The sequence below is a fragment of the Phenylobacterium sp. genome, assembly GCF_030651755.1.
In the GTDB taxonomy this organism is placed as follows: domain Bacteria; phylum Pseudomonadota; class Alphaproteobacteria; order Caulobacterales; family Caulobacteraceae; genus Phenylobacterium.
Genome location: NZ_JAUSBZ010000100.1, coordinates 1 through 14908, shown reverse-complemented (window position 1 = coordinate 14908; position 14908 = coordinate 1). Strand labels below are relative to the sequence as shown.

At 68.9% G+C, this 14908-nt stretch carries 16 protein-coding genes; 8 read left to right on the top strand and 8 right to left on the bottom strand.

Features of this window, described 5'->3' with window-relative positions; translation table 11 throughout:
* Nucleotides 1-20: 20 nt before the first annotated feature.
* The 4 genes from Q7V15_RS09240 to hppD are packed head-to-tail and all read right to left on the bottom strand — an operon-like array spanning nucleotide 21 to nucleotide 3569.
* Nucleotides 21-296: a hypothetical protein gene (locus tag Q7V15_RS09240; protein WP_304755277.1), complete on the bottom strand. Its 276-nt coding sequence runs from the start codon at nucleotides 294-296 to the stop codon at nucleotides 21-23.
* Nucleotides 293-1426: a homogentisate 1,2-dioxygenase gene (locus Q7V15_RS09235; RefSeq protein WP_304755276.1), complete on the bottom strand. Its 1134-nt coding sequence runs from the start codon at nucleotides 1424-1426 to the stop codon at nucleotides 293-295. The genes Q7V15_RS09240 and Q7V15_RS09235 overlap by 4 nt, the downstream gene beginning before the upstream one ends.
* The gene (locus Q7V15_RS09230; RefSeq protein WP_304755274.1) at nucleotides 1426-2463 is read right to left on the bottom strand and encodes an isoaspartyl peptidase/L-asparaginase family protein; all 1038 of its coding nucleotides are present in this window, start codon (nucleotides 2461-2463) and stop codon (nucleotides 1426-1428) included. The genes Q7V15_RS09235 and Q7V15_RS09230 overlap by 1 nt, the downstream gene beginning before the upstream one ends.
* A gap of 2 nt (nucleotides 2464-2465) precedes the next feature.
* A complete protein-coding gene (gene hppD, locus Q7V15_RS09225) occupies nucleotides 2466-3569 on the bottom strand; it encodes a 4-hydroxyphenylpyruvate dioxygenase (protein WP_304755273.1) in 1104 nt (367 codons plus the stop codon).
* 141 nt (nucleotides 3570-3710) lie between these two features.
* Here hppD and Q7V15_RS09220 point away from each other — a divergent pair, with 141 nt between their 5' ends.
* From Q7V15_RS09220 to Q7V15_RS09205, 4 genes are all read left to right on the top strand, one after another.
* Nucleotides 3711-4226: a disulfide bond formation protein B gene (locus Q7V15_RS09220; RefSeq protein WP_304755272.1), complete on the top strand. Its 516-nt coding sequence runs from the start codon at nucleotides 3711-3713 to the stop codon at nucleotides 4224-4226.
* On the top strand, nucleotides 4223-4786 hold the full coding sequence (locus Q7V15_RS09215; RefSeq protein WP_304755271.1) for a demethoxyubiquinone hydroxylase family protein: 564 nt from the start codon (nucleotides 4223-4225) through the stop codon (nucleotides 4784-4786). The genes Q7V15_RS09220 and Q7V15_RS09215 overlap by 4 nt, the downstream gene beginning before the upstream one ends.
* Nucleotides 4787-4962: 176 nt before the next feature.
* Complete coding sequence (locus Q7V15_RS09210; protein WP_304755269.1) at nucleotides 4963-6120, top strand: MFS transporter; 1158 nt, start codon at nucleotides 4963-4965, stop codon at nucleotides 6118-6120.
* A 111-nt stretch (nucleotides 6121-6231) separates the two neighbouring features.
* Nucleotides 6232-6615, top strand: coding sequence for a response regulator (locus Q7V15_RS09205; RefSeq protein ID WP_304755268.1), 384 nt, complete (start codon nucleotides 6232-6234; stop codon nucleotides 6613-6615).
* Between the two features lie 8 nt (nucleotides 6616-6623).
* Here the strand turns inward: Q7V15_RS09205 and Q7V15_RS09200 are convergent, their stop codons facing one another.
* Nucleotides 6624-7184 carry an HNH endonuclease gene (locus Q7V15_RS09200; protein WP_304755267.1) on the bottom strand — a complete coding sequence of 187 codons (561 nt, stop codon included), beginning with the start codon at nucleotides 7182-7184 and terminating at the stop codon, nucleotides 6624-6626.
* A gap of 472 nt (nucleotides 7185-7656) precedes the next feature.
* Here Q7V15_RS09200 and Q7V15_RS09195 point away from each other — a divergent pair, with 472 nt between their 5' ends.
* From Q7V15_RS09195 to Q7V15_RS09185, 3 genes are all read left to right on the top strand, one after another.
* Nucleotides 7657-8280, top strand: coding sequence for a TetR/AcrR family transcriptional regulator (locus Q7V15_RS09195; protein ID WP_304755266.1), 624 nt, complete (start codon nucleotides 7657-7659; stop codon nucleotides 8278-8280).
* 128 nt (nucleotides 8281-8408) lie between these two features.
* Nucleotides 8409-9260 (top strand): tRNA glutamyl-Q(34) synthetase GluQRS, encoded by an 852-nt coding sequence (gene gluQRS / locus Q7V15_RS09190; protein ID WP_304755264.1) that lies wholly within the window; start codon nucleotides 8409-8411, stop codon nucleotides 9258-9260.
* Entirely contained in the window at nucleotides 9257-10171 is a 915-nt protein-coding gene (locus Q7V15_RS09185; RefSeq protein WP_304755263.1) for a DMT family transporter, read from the top strand. The genes gluQRS and Q7V15_RS09185 overlap by 4 nt, the downstream gene beginning before the upstream one ends.
* On the opposite strand, the gene Q7V15_RS09180 is transcribed toward Q7V15_RS09185, so the two are convergent.
* Genes Q7V15_RS09180 through bioF form a run of 3 tightly spaced genes read right to left on the bottom strand, consistent with a single transcriptional unit; the run spans nucleotide 10168 to nucleotide 13431 of the window.
* Entirely contained in the window at nucleotides 10168-11589 is a 1422-nt protein-coding gene (locus tag Q7V15_RS09180; RefSeq protein ID WP_304755262.1) for a protein adenylyltransferase SelO, read from the bottom strand. The two genes, Q7V15_RS09185 and Q7V15_RS09180, sit on opposite strands and share 4 nt — an antisense overlap.
* Nucleotides 11590-11617: 28 nt before the next feature.
* Nucleotides 11618-12277 (bottom strand): dethiobiotin synthase, encoded by a 660-nt coding sequence (gene bioD, locus Q7V15_RS09175; protein ID WP_304755260.1) that lies wholly within the window; start codon nucleotides 12275-12277, stop codon nucleotides 11618-11620.
* Nucleotides 12277-13431: an 8-amino-7-oxononanoate synthase gene (gene bioF / locus Q7V15_RS09170; protein ID WP_304755259.1), complete on the bottom strand. Its 1155-nt coding sequence runs from the start codon at nucleotides 13429-13431 to the stop codon at nucleotides 12277-12279. The genes bioD and bioF overlap by 1 nt, the downstream gene beginning before the upstream one ends.
* A gap of 64 nt (nucleotides 13432-13495) precedes the next feature.
* Between bioF and Q7V15_RS09165 the strand changes: the two genes are divergently transcribed.
* Nucleotides 13496-14764 (top strand): adenosylmethionine--8-amino-7-oxononanoate transaminase, encoded by a 1269-nt coding sequence (locus Q7V15_RS09165; protein ID WP_304755257.1) that lies wholly within the window; start codon nucleotides 13496-13498, stop codon nucleotides 14762-14764.
* Nucleotides 14765-14908 lie beyond the last annotated feature (144 nt).

Genomic DNA, 14908 nt, shown 5'->3' with positions numbered 1-14908 from the left:
TGGGGGTCTCCGCTTGAGGGCTAGGATTGTTGTTGAATCAGGGTCTGCACCAGACGCACACCGGCCTCGAAGGCGCGGGGCTCATAGACGTGGACCTCCACGCGGATGTCGCCGCCGGGGCTGTCCTCCCACATGTAGTTCCGCTCGAAGCACACCGGCCGGCCCTGGGGGCTGAAACCCTCGAAGGTGTCGCCCCACGGCGTGCAGGGCGCCAGCGCCCGCCAGCCGAGATCACAGGCCTGGGTCAGCTCCTCCTGGGCGGCGGCCTCCAGGTCGTCATGGATGGCGGCGGTCATCGGGCCTTCCAGCTGTCGACATAGGCGGTGTTCTCCACTGCGCCCGCAGCCTCGCCCACCTCCAGCGGATCGCGGGTGTCGATCATCACCGCATATTCGTCGGTGGCCGGCTTGGGCTGGGACAGCATGTTCTTCAGCGCCTTGGGATGGGGCCCATGGGTGAAACCCGACGGGTGGAAGGTCATCATGCCCGCATCGATGCCGTCGCGGCTGAAGAAGTCGCCCGCGTGATAGAAGAGCACCTCGTCATAGTCGTCATTGTTGTGGAAGAACGGCACCTTCAGCGCGCCCGGATCGGTCTCGAAGGGCCTCGGCGCAAAGGTGCAGACCACGAACCGGTCGGCCAGGAAGGTCGTGTGGGCGCTGGGGGGCAGGTGGTAGCGATGGCTGACCACCGGGCGGATATGGCTGACGTTCAGGCGCACCGGCGCCAGCTCCCCATGCCAGCCCACCGCGTCCAGGGGATTGTAGGGATAGGTCACCGTCGAGACCTGGCCGCGCTTCTTGATGGCGACCGTGGTCTCGTCGTCCTGAGCCTGGTGGTCGCAGAAGGCCTCGTCCATCACCGGGGTGTCCAGCAGGGCCGGGTCGAAGATGGCGTGGGGACCCAGCAGACCTTTGTCGGGCAGGGTGAAGTGGCTGTTGGTCGCCTGGATGGTCAGGATGGCGCAGGGCTCAGCTGGCGCCAGGCGCCACATGGTCCCCCGGGGCAGATAGAGATAGTCCCCGGCGACAAAGGCGATGCGGCCATAGTCACAGAAGAGATCGCCCGCCCCTTGATGGACAAACAGCAGCTGGTCGCCATCGGCGTTGCGCGCCAGGCCTGGCATGGGTTGGGCGAGCTTCCAGAAGCGGATCTCGGTGGCGGCGTTGTGCAGCACCACCGGCGCGCTCCAGGGCGAGGCCTGGGGTTCGTTCAGCCGCGCCAGGTCGAAGGCCCGGGGCCGCAGAGGGCCCTCGAAGCTCGTCCAGCCGGTGGGCGGCCTTGGATGGTGCAGAAAGGCGGCGGGGCCGAAGAAGCCCTCCTTGGAGATCTCGCGCTCATAGGTGCCGGCCGGCATGTCGGCATGGGCTTGGCGCGAATGCGTCCCTTGCGCCCCACGCACGGGGATCCAGTTGCGGGTCGCCATCAGGGTTCGTCCTTGTAGATCCCCACGCTCAGGGGTTCGCCGTCCGCCAGCCGGGCGCGGTACATGCCCGAGGTGTTGTAGCTCCAGGCCATCTGGCCGTCGGGGGCCACGGCGATGACGCCGCCGTCGCCGCCCAGGGCGGTGAGCTTGGTCTGGATCACCTCGTCGGCGGCGGCCTGCAGGGACAGGCCCTTGTGCTCCACCAGGGCGCAGATCTCGCGCGCCACCGTCAGGCGGATGAAATACTCGCCGGTCCCGGTGGCCGAGACCGCGCAAGACGCGTCCGAGGCGTAGTTGCCCGCGCCGATGATCGGGCTGTCGCCCACCCGCCCCCAGCGCTTGCCCGTGGTGCCGCCGGTCGAGGTGCCGGCCGCCACATGGCCGGCCTGGTCCAGGGCCACGACGCCCACAGTCCCATACTTGCCCTCGTCATGGGCCAGGGCCGCGGCCTCATCGGCGACCACCGCGCCCGCAGGCCTCGGCGGAACCGGCAGCTTCTGTTCAGCCAGGAACTTCTCCAGGGAGCGCCAGCGACGCTCGGTGAAGAAGTAGCTCGGCTCGACCTGCTCCAGGCCGGCCTCCTTCGAGAAGGTGTCGGCGCCTGAGCCCATCAGCATGACGTGCGGCGACTTTTCCATCACCGCCCGAGCCAGCGAGATCGGATGGCGGGTGCGGGTGACGCCCGCTACCGCCCCGGCCCTCAGGGTCGCCCCATCCATGATCGAGGCGTCCAGCTCGTTGCGGCCCTCGGCGGTGAACACCGCCCCCCGGCCGGAATTGAACAGGGGGTCGTCCTCCAGCAGGTGAATGGCCGCCTCGATGGCGTCCAGGGCCGAACCGCCCTTGGCCAGGACCTCGCCGCCGGCTTCCGTCACCTTGGTCAGGGCCGCGCGATAGGCCGCCTCCTGCTCAGGGGTGAGATCGGCGCGCTCGATGACGCCCGCCCCCCCATGCACCACAATCGCCCACTTCGGCTGCGCCATCGCACTTCCCGTCACCAAACTCGCCAGCACCACCGCCAAAGCGAACGTCCGCATGTCTAGTCCTTCTTCGGCAGCACGCCCCGGCGGATCTGGTCGAGTTCGATGGACTCAAACAGCGCCTTGAAGTTGCCCTCGCCGAATCCCTCATTGCCCTTGCGCTGGATCATCTCGAAGAAGATCGGACCGACCATGTTCTCCGTGAAGATCTGCAGCAGCAGACCTTGGCCCTCGGTCGGCGCGCCGTCCACCAGGATGCGGTCGGCCCGCAGGCGCTGCAGGTTCTCGCCATGGCCGGGCACCCGGGCGTCGAGCTGGTCGTAATAGGTCTCCGGCGTGTCCTGGAAGCGGACCCCACGCTCCCGCATGGTCTCCACGGCACCGTAGATGTCGTCGGTCCCGAGCGCCAGGTGCTGGATGCCCTCGCCCTTGTAGTCCTTGAGGAACTCCTCGATCTGGGAGTGGTCGTCCCGGCTCTCGTTCAGGGGGATGCGGATCTTGCCGCAGGGGCTGGTCATGGCCTTGGACAACAGGCCTGTCTGGGCGCCCTCGATGTCGAAATAGCGGATTTCGCGGAAGTTGAAGATCCGCTCATAGAAGTCCGCCCACTTGGCCATGTTTCCGCGAAACACATTGTGGGTCAGGTGGTCGAGATAGGTCAGGCCGACCCCGCGCCCGGCCTCCTGCTCGGCCGCGCCCGGGATGGGGACGAAATCCACGTCGTAGATCTCCTGAGCCCCATAGCGGTCCACCAGATAGAGGTTCGAGCCGCCGATCCCCTCGATGGCCGGAATATTGAGCTCCATCGGACCCACCGGTCCCTGCACCGCGCTCGCGCCGCGCTCGACCGCCAGGGCCAGCGCCTTGGCCGCATCCCGCACACGGAACGCCATGGCGTTGGCCGAAGGCCCATGGGCGGCGCGGAAGTCGGCCGGCTGGCCCGAGGGCTCCATGTTGAGCAGGAAGTTGATGTCCCCCTGCCGATAACGGACCACATTCTTCGACCGGTGCCGCGAGACGGCGGTGAAGCCCATCAACTCGAACAGGCCGCCCAGGCGCTCGGGCTCAGGCGAAGTGAACTCCACGAACTCGAACCCGTCGGTGCCCAGGGGGTTTTCGAACAGGTCGGTGGCGGAGGCGGCGGCGGTCGCAAGAGCGGTCATGGTGGTCTCCCGTCGGCGAGATAGTATCAGATGCAACTATCTACCAAAACGGCGGCGGGAGACAAGCCGCCTGGGGGGATTCAGCTGCGGCGCTTGCGGGCTAGTGGCGCTGCGCCTCGATTTGCAGTTCAATCACCTCCCATGATCTCAGGCCTTGATCCCATCCTTCATCGCTGGCGCCTCTCAGCCCTGCTCGCCTCGGCGGGCATGCTGGCGATCGCCCATGGCTTCCAGACCTTCGGCGATCTGGCGCCCTGTACCCTCTGCCTGCGTCAGCGGGAGGTCTACTGGGTGGCCGCCGGCGTGGCCCTGGCCGGAATGATCCTGACGCGGCTGCAAGGGGGCGCCCGTTTCCGTCCGGTCTTCAACCTGATCCTGGCCCTCGTCTTCCTGGTGGGGACGGCCGTGGCCGTCTATCACGCCGGCGCAGAATGGAAGTGGTGGCCGGGGCCGGCCGCCTGCGCCTCGGCCGGGGGGGCGGTCAGCCTGGAGGCCATGAGCGGGCTGCTGGCGGGGGAGAGGATCACTGCGCCGGCCTGCGACACCGCCCCCTGGGTTTTCGCCGGACTGTCCATGGCCGGCTGGAACGCGGTCATCTCCCTGGCCCTGGCGGCGATGAGCCTGGCCGCGGCCGCCTATGAAAGAGCCAAGCGATGAGCGACAAACCCGTCCCCGCCCGCCCGGGCGCCGGAACCCTGGAAGCCAGGCTGGCCGAGATTCTGCGGGTCGACCATGCCGGCGAACTGGGGGCGGTCCACATCTATCAGGGCCAGCGCGCCGTCCTGGGCGCCGCCAAGGGCAAGGAACGCCTGGCCGCGCAGTTGGAAGAGATGGAGGGGCATGAGGCCGTCCATCTGGCCCGCTTCGACGCGCTTCTGAACCAGCACGGCGTCCGGCCCACCGTGATGACGCCCCTGTGGCGCCTGGCCGGCTTCGCCCTGGGCGCCGGCACGGCCCTGATGGGCGAGAAGGCCGCCCATGCCTGCACCGAGGCCGTAGAATCGGTGATCGAGCAGCACTATGCCGGCCAGGTGGCCGAACTGGCCGACCGCGATCCCGAACTGGCCGCCGAACTGGCCAAGTTCCGCGATGAGGAGCTGGCCCATCGCGACCTGGCCATTGAGGAAGGCGCCCACGACGCCCCCGGCTATGGCCTGCTCTCGGCGGTGATCCAGGCCGGCTGCCGCACCGCAATCAAGATCAGCGAGAAGGTCTGACCGCGACCACGCCCTAGTCGCCGCCGCCTGATCGCGCCCACAGAAATCCTGCGATTGACCCCGGGGGCGGCCGGCCTTCTGATCGAGGAATAGGCGGCGCCAGATCGCGGGGGGAACTTGGCCATGCAGAACATCCTTGGGCGCTGCGGCGTGGGACAAGTCGCCGGGCCGCTCCATTGAATTTCCGCGTCTTTGTCCTGGCCCTGTCGACCTTCGCCTTCGGGTCCGGCGCCTTCATCTTTGCAGGCCTCCTGGAGCCCATGGCCGCTGAACTCGGCGTTTCGGTCGGGGCGGCGGGTCAACTCCAGACCGTCTATGTCCTGACCTCGGCCCTGGCGGGACCGCCGCTGGCCTTCCTGGTGGGCCGGTTCGAGCGCAAGCGGGTCCTGACGGTGGCCCTCAGCGTCGCGGTTCTGCTCAACCTCGCCTGCCTGATGACCCCAGGCTACGGAACCCTGATGATCCTACGGGCTATCCTGGGCGCCGTCGGCGCCATGGCGGGCCCCGCGGCCTCGGCTGCGGCCAGCGCCCTGGTTCCGCCGGAGCGGCGGGGCTCGGCCCTGGCCATCGTCATGGGCGGCATGACGGTCGCCTTCCTGATGGGGATCCCCATGGGCAGCGTGGTGGGCGCGGCCTTTGGCTGGCGGGCAACCTTCCTGCTGTCGGCGGGCCTGAGCGCCTTCGCCCTGGCGGCCATCCTCGTGTTTGTCCCCCGGGTGACGCCGCCGGCGCCTGGCCTAGGTCAGGGGCTGCGCGGGGCCGGGGTTCTGCCGCTCTTCGCCGCCACCTTCCTGGCCTTCGGGGCCAATATGACCATCACCACCTACATCGCGCCGATCCTGCGCCTGCAGATCGAGGTGACCGGCGCCAGCGTCGCCGCCTTCCAGATGCTGGTGGGCGTCGGCAGCTTTCTGGGCCTCACCCTGGGCGGGCGCGCCGCCGACCGGAGCGCCGGGAGCCTGAGCGTCACACTAGGATTCCTCGCCCTGGCGGCGGCTGCGGCCCTGCATGGCCTGGAGCTTGCGCGGACGGCCGCCCCGGGCGCCCTGGCCTACGCCATCGTCGGGATGGCGGTCCTGACCGGATCGACGGCCCTCTTCTCGATCATGCCGGTCATCCAGACCCGCCTGATCTCCAGGGCGCCGGCCTCAGCGCCCCTGGCGCTGGCCTTCAATGGGTCTTCGGCCGCCCTGGGACAGGCCTTTGGCGGCGCCCTGGGCGGCGCCCTCCTCACCCAGACCGGCGCCCTGTCGGTGACCTTCGCCGCCGGCCTGATCGCCACTGGCGCGGCTGTGTTCTGGCGATTCACCGAAGGTCGTCGCGCCATCGGCTGAGCGCTGACACGGCCCCATCCCTGGGCGTGCAGACTTCGCTTTCTGGGCGAGCGCAAATGCGCTCCGAACCGAATGCTTCTAGAAACGGGCCGATTCTAGGAGCCCGCGTTCATGACGACTCGACCTCAGATACTACTGGTCGATGATGATGTATCATTGTTACAGGCGATCGCCGCCATTCTGGACCTGGAAGGTTTTGAGTCTGTTCTTTGTGAGTCGGCCCCACGCGTTGTCGAGTTCCTGAGAAATCTACCGATCTCACTGGTGATCATTGACATTTTCATGCCCGACCAGGATGGGATGGAGACCATTCGCGCCATCCGCGAACAGTGGCCCCAGCTTCCCATCATCGCCATGTCCGGGGGATGGCGCAGCATCAACCCGGAAACCATCCTGGAAACCGCCCGCGCCCTCGGCGCCCAGGGCGCCCTCGAAAAGCCCTTCGACCGGGCGGCCCTGGTTGCCGCGATCCGCGCCGCCCTGCCTGACAGTTAGGGCGATCCTCACGCCTCCAGCTCGATGTCCCAATAGAGGTAGTCGAGCCAGCTCTGGTGGAGATAGTTGGGGGGGAAGCGCCGGCCCCGCTCCTGCAACTCATGGGCCTGCGGTCGCCGGGGAATCATCAGGGGTCGCATGCCGGCCTCCAGGGGGGTGCGGCCGCCCTTGGCCAGGTTACAGGGCGCGCAGGCGGTGACGATGTTTTCCCAGCTGGTGCGGCCGCCCCTCGACCTCGGCACCACATGGTCGAAGGTCAGATCCTCGCCCGAGCGGCAGTACTGGCAGGCGAAGCCGTCGCGGAGGAACAGGTTGAAGCGGGTGAAGGCCGGCGGGCGGTCCTGCGTCACATAGCTCTTTAGCGCCACGACGCTGGGCAGACGCATGGAGAAGGAGGGCGAGCGGATCATGTGGTCATAGGTGGAGACCACGTCGACCCGATCCAGGAACACCGCCTTGATCACCTCCTGCCAGGGCCAGACCGACAGGGGATAGTAGCTGAGCGGCCGATAGTCGGCGTTGAGCACAAGGGCTGGCCAGCCCGACGGGGGATGCTGGATCACCTGCATCGCCGGAACGCCAAAATCAGGGGCGCGGCGCGCCCTATGTCCAATGCACTGAGACTGAAGACGCAGATCCTCCCTCTCGTGTCGCCCCTGGGAGACCCAGGCGCCTCATCACCATAATCGCGATTCTGTGACGGCTCCATGGCGACCTGCGCACCTTGGCGCACACAAAAAAGAGGGGACCCGATGGGTCCCCTCATGGCGACAGACTGAGAGAAACGGTTCGCCCTCAGGCGAAGGCGCCCAGAAGCGCGCCCGCCAGGGCGAGGCTGAGCGCCACGAACAGGGCCGGGGTGAGGCGGTCGAAAACGCGTTCGGCGGCCGACAGGGAAGCGAGAGACATGACACACACCTTTTGAGTTTGCGCCCCGGGGAGGGGGCGGGTTTCTTATTTGAACAACGCTAAGATAGCGCACATCTAAGCGGCGTCAAGATGATCTTTACGGCGATCAGATAGAGAATTACACTCGGGGTAATGAGAGAATCTGATTCCCCCGAGGCTCGGCCCTATCACCATGGCGATCTGCGGCGCGCCCTGGTCGAGGCGGCCTGCCGCCTGTTGGAGAAAGAGGGCGCCGGCGCCCTCTCCCTGCGGGCCGTGGCCCGGGAAGCCGGGGTCAGTCCGGCCGCCCCCTATCACCACTTCAAGGACAAGAGCGAACTGCTCGACGCGGTGGCCCACGAGGGTTGGGAGAAGCTGGATGTCGCCTTCCAGGCGGCCCGCGACGCCAAGACCTCGCCGCCTGAACGGGTTCGGGAGCTTGGGGTGGCCTATGTGCGCTTCGCCAGCCAGCATCCCGACCTCTACCGGGTGATGTACGACTGCTCCCGGGACAAGGCCGACATGCCCGCCCACGTCCATGAGAACGAGGAGAGCGCCTATCGCCGGGTGCGCGAGGTGCTGATCTCCGCCGGCGCAGATCCCTCAGACGAGATCGGGCTGGAACTCGCCACCATCGCCTGCTGGTGCGCCGCCCACGGCCTGGCCGAGATGACCAGCTTCAAGCAGTTCGAGCCCCTGAAGGAAGCCCTCGGCGGCGAGGAGGCCTTCCTGCGCGGCGTGCTCGCCCATGTGGGGGTGTTCGCCAAGGGCCTGTAGGGCTAGAGCCTGATGCGATCAGACGGAATCGTCTGATCGTTGAATCAGGCTCTACACTCAGAGACTTGAGCGCGTTTCGTCCCGATAACCGGTTCCCACTTATCGGAACGCGCTCTAGAGCCCATGGCGTGAACGCCTCTTTCGTCACCCGTTTCGCCCCCTCCCCCACCGGGCTGCTGCACCGGGGGCACGCCTATTCGGCCCTGCTGGCCTATCAGGCGGCGCAGGCGGCCGGCGGGACCTTCATCTTGCGGATCGAGGACATCGACGCCACCCGTGCGCGACCGGAGTTCGAGGCGGCCATCTTCGAGGACCTGGCCTGGCTCGGCCTTTCATGGCCAGAGCCCGTCCGCCGCCAATCCCTGCACCTGGCCGACTACGAGGCCGCGCTCGCGCGCCTGCAGGGCGAAGGCCTCGTCTATCGCTGCTTCCGCACCCGCAAGGAGGTGGCCCAGGCTATGGCCAGCGCCCCGCACGGCGCCATGGACACCTTCCGCAGCGCGCCGCTTCCCGCCATCGAGGAAGCCCAGCGCCTGGACCGGGGCGAGCCTTTCGCCTGGCGCCTGTCCCTGGAGGCCGCAGCGGCGCGGCTCGGCGGGTTCGACCAACTCACCTTCCAGGAAGAGGGCGCAGGGCCAGACGGCGAAACCGGCCTGATCTGCGCGCGCCCGGAGCTTGGCGGCGATGTGGTCCTGGCCCGGAAGGATGTGGGGGTGGCCTATCACCTGGCTGTGGTGGTGGACGACGCCCTGCAGGGGGTGACCCATGTCATCCGCGGCTGCGACCTCTTTGAGGCCGCCCATGTGCAGCGTCTGTTGCAGGCCCTGCTCGCCCTGCCCGCGCCGGTCTATCGCCACCACCGACTGCTGGCGGGGCCCGACGGGAAACGTTACGCCAAGCGTGACCGGGCCGAGACCTTGCAGGCCCTTCGCGGCGCGGGCCTCACGCCTGAGCGTCTGCGCCAGGAGATTGGCCTGTGACCTCGCCGCAAGCGTCCCAGACCGGCGATGGCCGCGCCCTGGCGGTGCTGATCTTCGGCGCGGTGGTCATCGGCTTCGTGCCGATCCTGGTCCGCCTGTCCGACACCGGCTCGGCCGCCGCCGGCTTCTGGCGCCTGGCCTTCGCCCTGCCGCTGCTGGCCCTGATGCCCCGGCGGGCGGGCGCAGGGCTCGGACGCGGGCCCTCGCGCCTGGCCATGATCGCCGGGGTGATGTTCGCCCTGGACCTCGGCTTCTGGCACTACGGCATCGCGCTCACCTCGGTGGCCAACGCCACGGTGCTGACCAATCTGACCCCGGTGGTGGTGACGGCCTTCGCCTGGATCTTCCTGCGTCAGACGCCCCGCAAACTCTTCCTGCTGGCGGTGACCCTGGCGCTCGCCGGCGCCTTCACCATGGCTGCGGCCCGCAACGGCGCGGTGGGGCCAGCCCCAGGCCTCGGCAATGCGGCCGCCGCCCTGACAGCCCTGTGGTACGCCTTCTACTTCCTCGCCGTCAGCGCCGCCCGGCGCACCGAGGCGGCTCTGAAGATCATGTTCTGGTCGAGCCTGACCGGCGCCCCCCTGCTGCTGATCGCCGCCCTCTTGCTGGGGGAGAGCGTGATCCCCGCCAGCCTGGGGGGCTGGGCGGCCTGCGCGGGCCTCGGCGTGCTGCATGTGGCCGGTCAGGGCGCCATCGCCTGGGCCCTGGGTCGCCTGCCGCCAGCCACCGCCTCAGTCGTGGTGCTGATCCAGCCCGTGGTGGCCGCCGCCGCCGGCTGGCTGCTGTTTGCGGAGGCGCTCGGTCCAGTTCAGGCCTTGGGCGGCGCCGTCACCCTGGCCGGGGTGGCGCTGGCCCAGTGGAGCGCCAGGCCGCCGCGGGTTCCGGCGGCCAGCGCGCCCAAACCCCTCTAGTCGCTGCTCAGGCCATAGGCCTGGCGGGCGGTTTCAAGGGCGGCGAGCTTGGCGTCGAAGGCGCTCCAGTCATCGGCCTGATCGATACGCGCCCAGATCGCCTCGATCTCCTCATAGATCAGCTCCTGGGGCTCGGATGCTGCGAAATAGGCGTGATTGAGCGCATCTGGCTTGACCGGCTCAAAGGTCGCCAGCTGGGCGCGGAAGTCCGCAAAGCCTTCCTGGCGATAGATGTCGCCGCGGACGCCGGCCAGGGCGCGGGCCTCATCACCGCCAAACCAGTCGAAGAAGAAGGGCTCCCAGCGCAGGGGCTCGCCCCCGGCCGCCAGCGCCTGAAAGGCCGCCTGGGCGAGGCTGGAATCGGCCTCGGCGCCCCGGCTGCGAACGCCCAGCCTGCGCACCATGGCCGCGGCGAGCTCGGTCCTGTAGCGGCCGGCGAACCCGTTGAGCGCCTCGACCAGGGGCTCCGATTCGCTCACCAGACTAAGACAACCCCCCAATTGCCGCAGGTTCCAGAACACCGCCTCGGCCTGACGGCCAAAGCTGTAGAGCCCGCTGTGGTCGAAATAGGCGGCGACGAAATTGGGATCATTGCGCGGCAGGAACCGGTAGGGGCCGTAGTCGAAGCTCTCGCCGGTGATGTTCATATTGTCGGTGTTGAGCACCCCATGGACGAAGCCCGCCGCCATCCAGGTCGCCGCCAGCCGCGCGGCCCGACCGGTCACCGCCTCCAGCAGGGCGGCCGGGCGATCCTCCGCGCTTTCAAGCTCGGGATAGTAGCAGGCGATGACGTGGTCGATCAGGGCGCCGATGCGCTCGGGCGCCTCCTCGAAGGCGTGGCGCTGGAAGGTCCCAAAGCGGATGTGGCTGTGGGACAGCCGCGTCAGCACCGCGCCGCGGGTGGGGCTCGGCTCATCATTGCGCTCCAGCGCCTCGCCGGTCTCGACAAGCGAGAAGGAGCGCGAGGTGGGCACGCCCAGGGCCTCCAGCATGGCGGTGGCCAGCACCTCGCGCACGCCGCCCTTCAGGGTCAGTCGGCCATCGCCCGACCGCGACCAGGGGGTCTGGCCCGACCCCTTGGTGCCAAGATCCAGCAGGCGGCCGGTCCCGGCCTCCCGCAGCTGGGCGAACAGGAAGCCGCGGCCATCGCCGAGCTCGGGATTGTAGGTGCGGAACTGGTGGCCGTGATAGCGCATGGCCAGGGGCTGTTTCAGATTGTCCGGCAGCGGCGCAAACCGGCCGAAATGGGCGAGCCATTCCGCCTCGCTGAAGCTGTCCAGCCCTACCGTGGCCGCGGCCCGGTCATTGCGATAGCGCAGGATCGTCTGGGGAAAGTCGGCGGCCGCGACGGGATCGGCGAAGTCCGGCCCCAGGGTCAGGAACTGCGGATCGGGCTGATAGGCGGGCGAGATCGGCATGGTCGGCGGCTCCCTTGGCGGCTGCGGATCAGATAAGCGCTCCGGCCCAGTCCTGCCCGCCCCGCGGGGCTGGAATCACACGAACGCCTGGCAGGAAGCGCGCCACATCGCTGATCGTTTCAGCGAAGTCCGGCGCGTCCGGCGCCGCGTCCTGGCTGATGACAACCGCCGCCAGGGTGAGGCCCTCGCCCTGGATCACCTTGGCCGCCGTCAGGGTGTGGCTGATGGCGCCGAGATAGGAGCCGCCCACCAGGATGATGGGCAGACCAAGGGCCGCCATCAGATCGAGATTGGTGGCGTCCTCGCTGAGGGGCGACATCACCCCGCCGGCCCCTTCAATCAGCATCAGGTCGGGGGAGCTGGCCGCCAGCGCCGTCTGGCAGAGACTGACCAGGGTCTGCAGGCGCAGATCACGGCCCTCCCGCCGGGCGGCCATGGGCGGCGACAGGGCGGCCGCAAACCGCAGCGGCGACATGGCCTCAAGGGCAGCCTCTGTCAGGGGGCGGCCCAGGGCCGCCAGCAGCCGCCCGGGATCGCTGTCGCCCCAGTCGGCCGGATCAATGCCGCTGACCGCCGGCTTGAAGGCCTCGACCGACAGGCCCCGCGCCAACGCCGCCGCGATCAGGGCGCAGGCGGCGTAGGTCTTGCCCACATCGGTGTGGGCGCCGGCGACGAATAGGGCGCGCATCAGGCGGTCTCCATCAAGGCGCCCACGGCCTGGGCGAGGCGGTCGATGTCGGCGTCATCGTGGCCCGCCGTGAAGGCCAGCCGCAGGCGGGCGCCGCCAGCCGGCACGGTGGGCGGGCGGATGGCCACGGCCAGGAAGCCCTGCGCCTCCAGGGCCTGCATGGCGCCGAGCGTGCGGCTCGCCTCCCCCAGCACCACCGGCACGATGGGGCTCTGGGCGTCCGGCAGGCCGAGCGCCCTGGTGAACCTCCGCGCCTTGGCCAGGGGGCGGGCGGTGAGCTCTGCGTCGCCCGCGATGATGTCCAGGGCCGCGAGCGCCGCCCCGGCGCTGGCCGGCGGCAGGCCCGTGGAATAGACGAAGGTCCGCGCCCGGGTGCGCAGCAGATCGACGACCGGACCGCTGGCGCAGACATAGGCGCCATAACCGCCCACCGCCTTGGAAAAGGTCCCCATGGCCAGGTCGATCCGGGCGCTCGGATAGAGGGCGGCGGTTCCGCGCCCCTGCCCGACAACCCCCAGGCCATGGGCGTCGTCCACCAGCAACCAGGCTTCATGGGCCTGCGCCAGATCGCTGATGACGTCCAGCGGCGCGAGATCCCCGTCCATGGAGAAGACCCCGTCGGTGGCGATCAGGGCGTGACGCAGGCCGACGCGCTCGGCCTCGAGTTTCGCCGCGAGGTCCGCCACGTCGTTGTGGGCGAAAGAAATGATCCTCGCCCCTGACAGCTGCGCGCCCGCCCAGATGCAGGCATGGGCCAGTTCGTCCACGAATACCCCATCGCCAGGACCGACCACCGTCGGGATCAGGCCTGCATTGGCCAGATAGCCCGAGCCGAAGACGCAAGCCGCCTCCGTCCCCTTGAAAGCCGCCAGCCGCGTCTCAAGCTCGCCCAGCAATGGATGGTCGCCGGTCACCAGCCGCGAGGCCCCGGCCCCGGCCCCGTAGGCGCGGGCCGCCGCAGCCGCAGCCTCGATCACGGCCGGATGGTGCGACAGGTTCAGATAGTCGTTGCAGGAAAAAGACAGCAGCGGCCGCCCGTCCCGCTCCACCCAGAGGCCGTCCAGGCGATGGGTCGCCGTCAGCCGGCGGCGCAGGTGGGCGGCGTCCAGATCGGCGAGCTTGGCGGCGGCGAAGGCGGAGAGGCTGTCGGTCACGGGGCGCGGTATGCACGAGGCCGCGCCCGCGTTAAAGCGCCCTTGCTTGGCGAAGGAGGCCTCCATGACCGACTGGCTCGACCGGGGCGCCCCCCATGTGTGGCGGCCCTACTGCCAGATGAAGACTGCGCCTGCGCCCCTGGCGGTCGCGCGGACGCAGGGCGCGCGCATCATCCTCGAGGACGGCCGCGAGCTGGTGGACGGCATCGCCAGCTGGTGGACCGCCTGCCATGGCTACAACCACCCCCATATCGCCAAGGCCGTTTCGGACCAGCTGGCCCGGGCGCCGCATGTGATGTTCGGGGGCCTGGCCCATGCGCCGGCCTATGACCTGGCGAGGCGCCTGGCGGCGCTGCTGCCCGGCGACCTCGATCACGTCTTCTTCGCCGAAAGCGGCTCGGTCTCGGTGGAGATCGCCATGAAGATGGCCATCCAGTTCTGGATCAACCGCGGCGTCTCAGGTCGCTCGAAGTTCGTCAGCTTCCTCGGCGGCTATCACGGCGACACCCTGGCCACCATGACCATCTGCGACCCGGAAGAAGGCATGCACAGCCTGTTTTCCGGCGTCATGCCGAGTCAGCACGTGATCGCCCTGCCCCGGGACGCCGACAGCGAAGCCGCGCTGGACGCCCTGCTGGCGCAGAAGGGCCACGAGATCGCCGCCCTGATCGTCGAGCCCCGCATTCAGGGCGCCGGCGGCATGCTGATCCATGATGACGAGGTGTTGCGCCGCCTGCGGGCCCTGGCCGACCGGCATGACGTGCTGCTGATTTTCGATGAGATATTCACCGGCTTTGGCCGCACCGGCGACCTGTTTGTCTGTCAGGGCGCAGGCGTGACGCCCGACATCGTCACGCTCTCCAAGGCGCTGACCGGTGGCACCCTGCCCCTGTCGGCCGCCGTGGCCAGCCGGCGAATTTTCGACGCCTTCTGGTCTGACGATGCGGGCGCGGCCCTGATGCACGGGCCGACCTATATGGCCAATCCGCTGGCCTGCGCGGCGGCCGGCGCTTCGCTGGACATCTTCGAGGCCGGCGGCTGGAAGGCCGATGTGGCGCGGATCGAAGTCGCCTTGCGCGACGGGCTTGAGCCCTGCCGCCAGGCCAAGGGGGTCGTCGATGTCCGCGCCCTGGGCGCCATCGGGGTGGTGGAGTTCAACGCTGTGGTGGACGCAGGCGATCTCTGCCAGCAGTTCGCCGCGCTGGGCTGCTGGATCCGGCCCATGGGCAAGGTGGTCTATCTGACCCCGCCCTTCGTCACCACCGACGCCGAGCTGGCGCAGCTGACCGGGGCGATCCGAAAGGTCCTGGGCGTCGCGGGATCGCAGGGCTAGGCTGGTGGTCATGAACGCCCAGGCCATTCTCGACAGTCTAGACCTGATCGCTGAGCGCAGCGATGACCCGACGCCTCTGGTCTATGCGCGGCTGTTCGCCCGCTATCCCGAGACCGAGGCCCTCTTCATGGGCGACACCCGCGG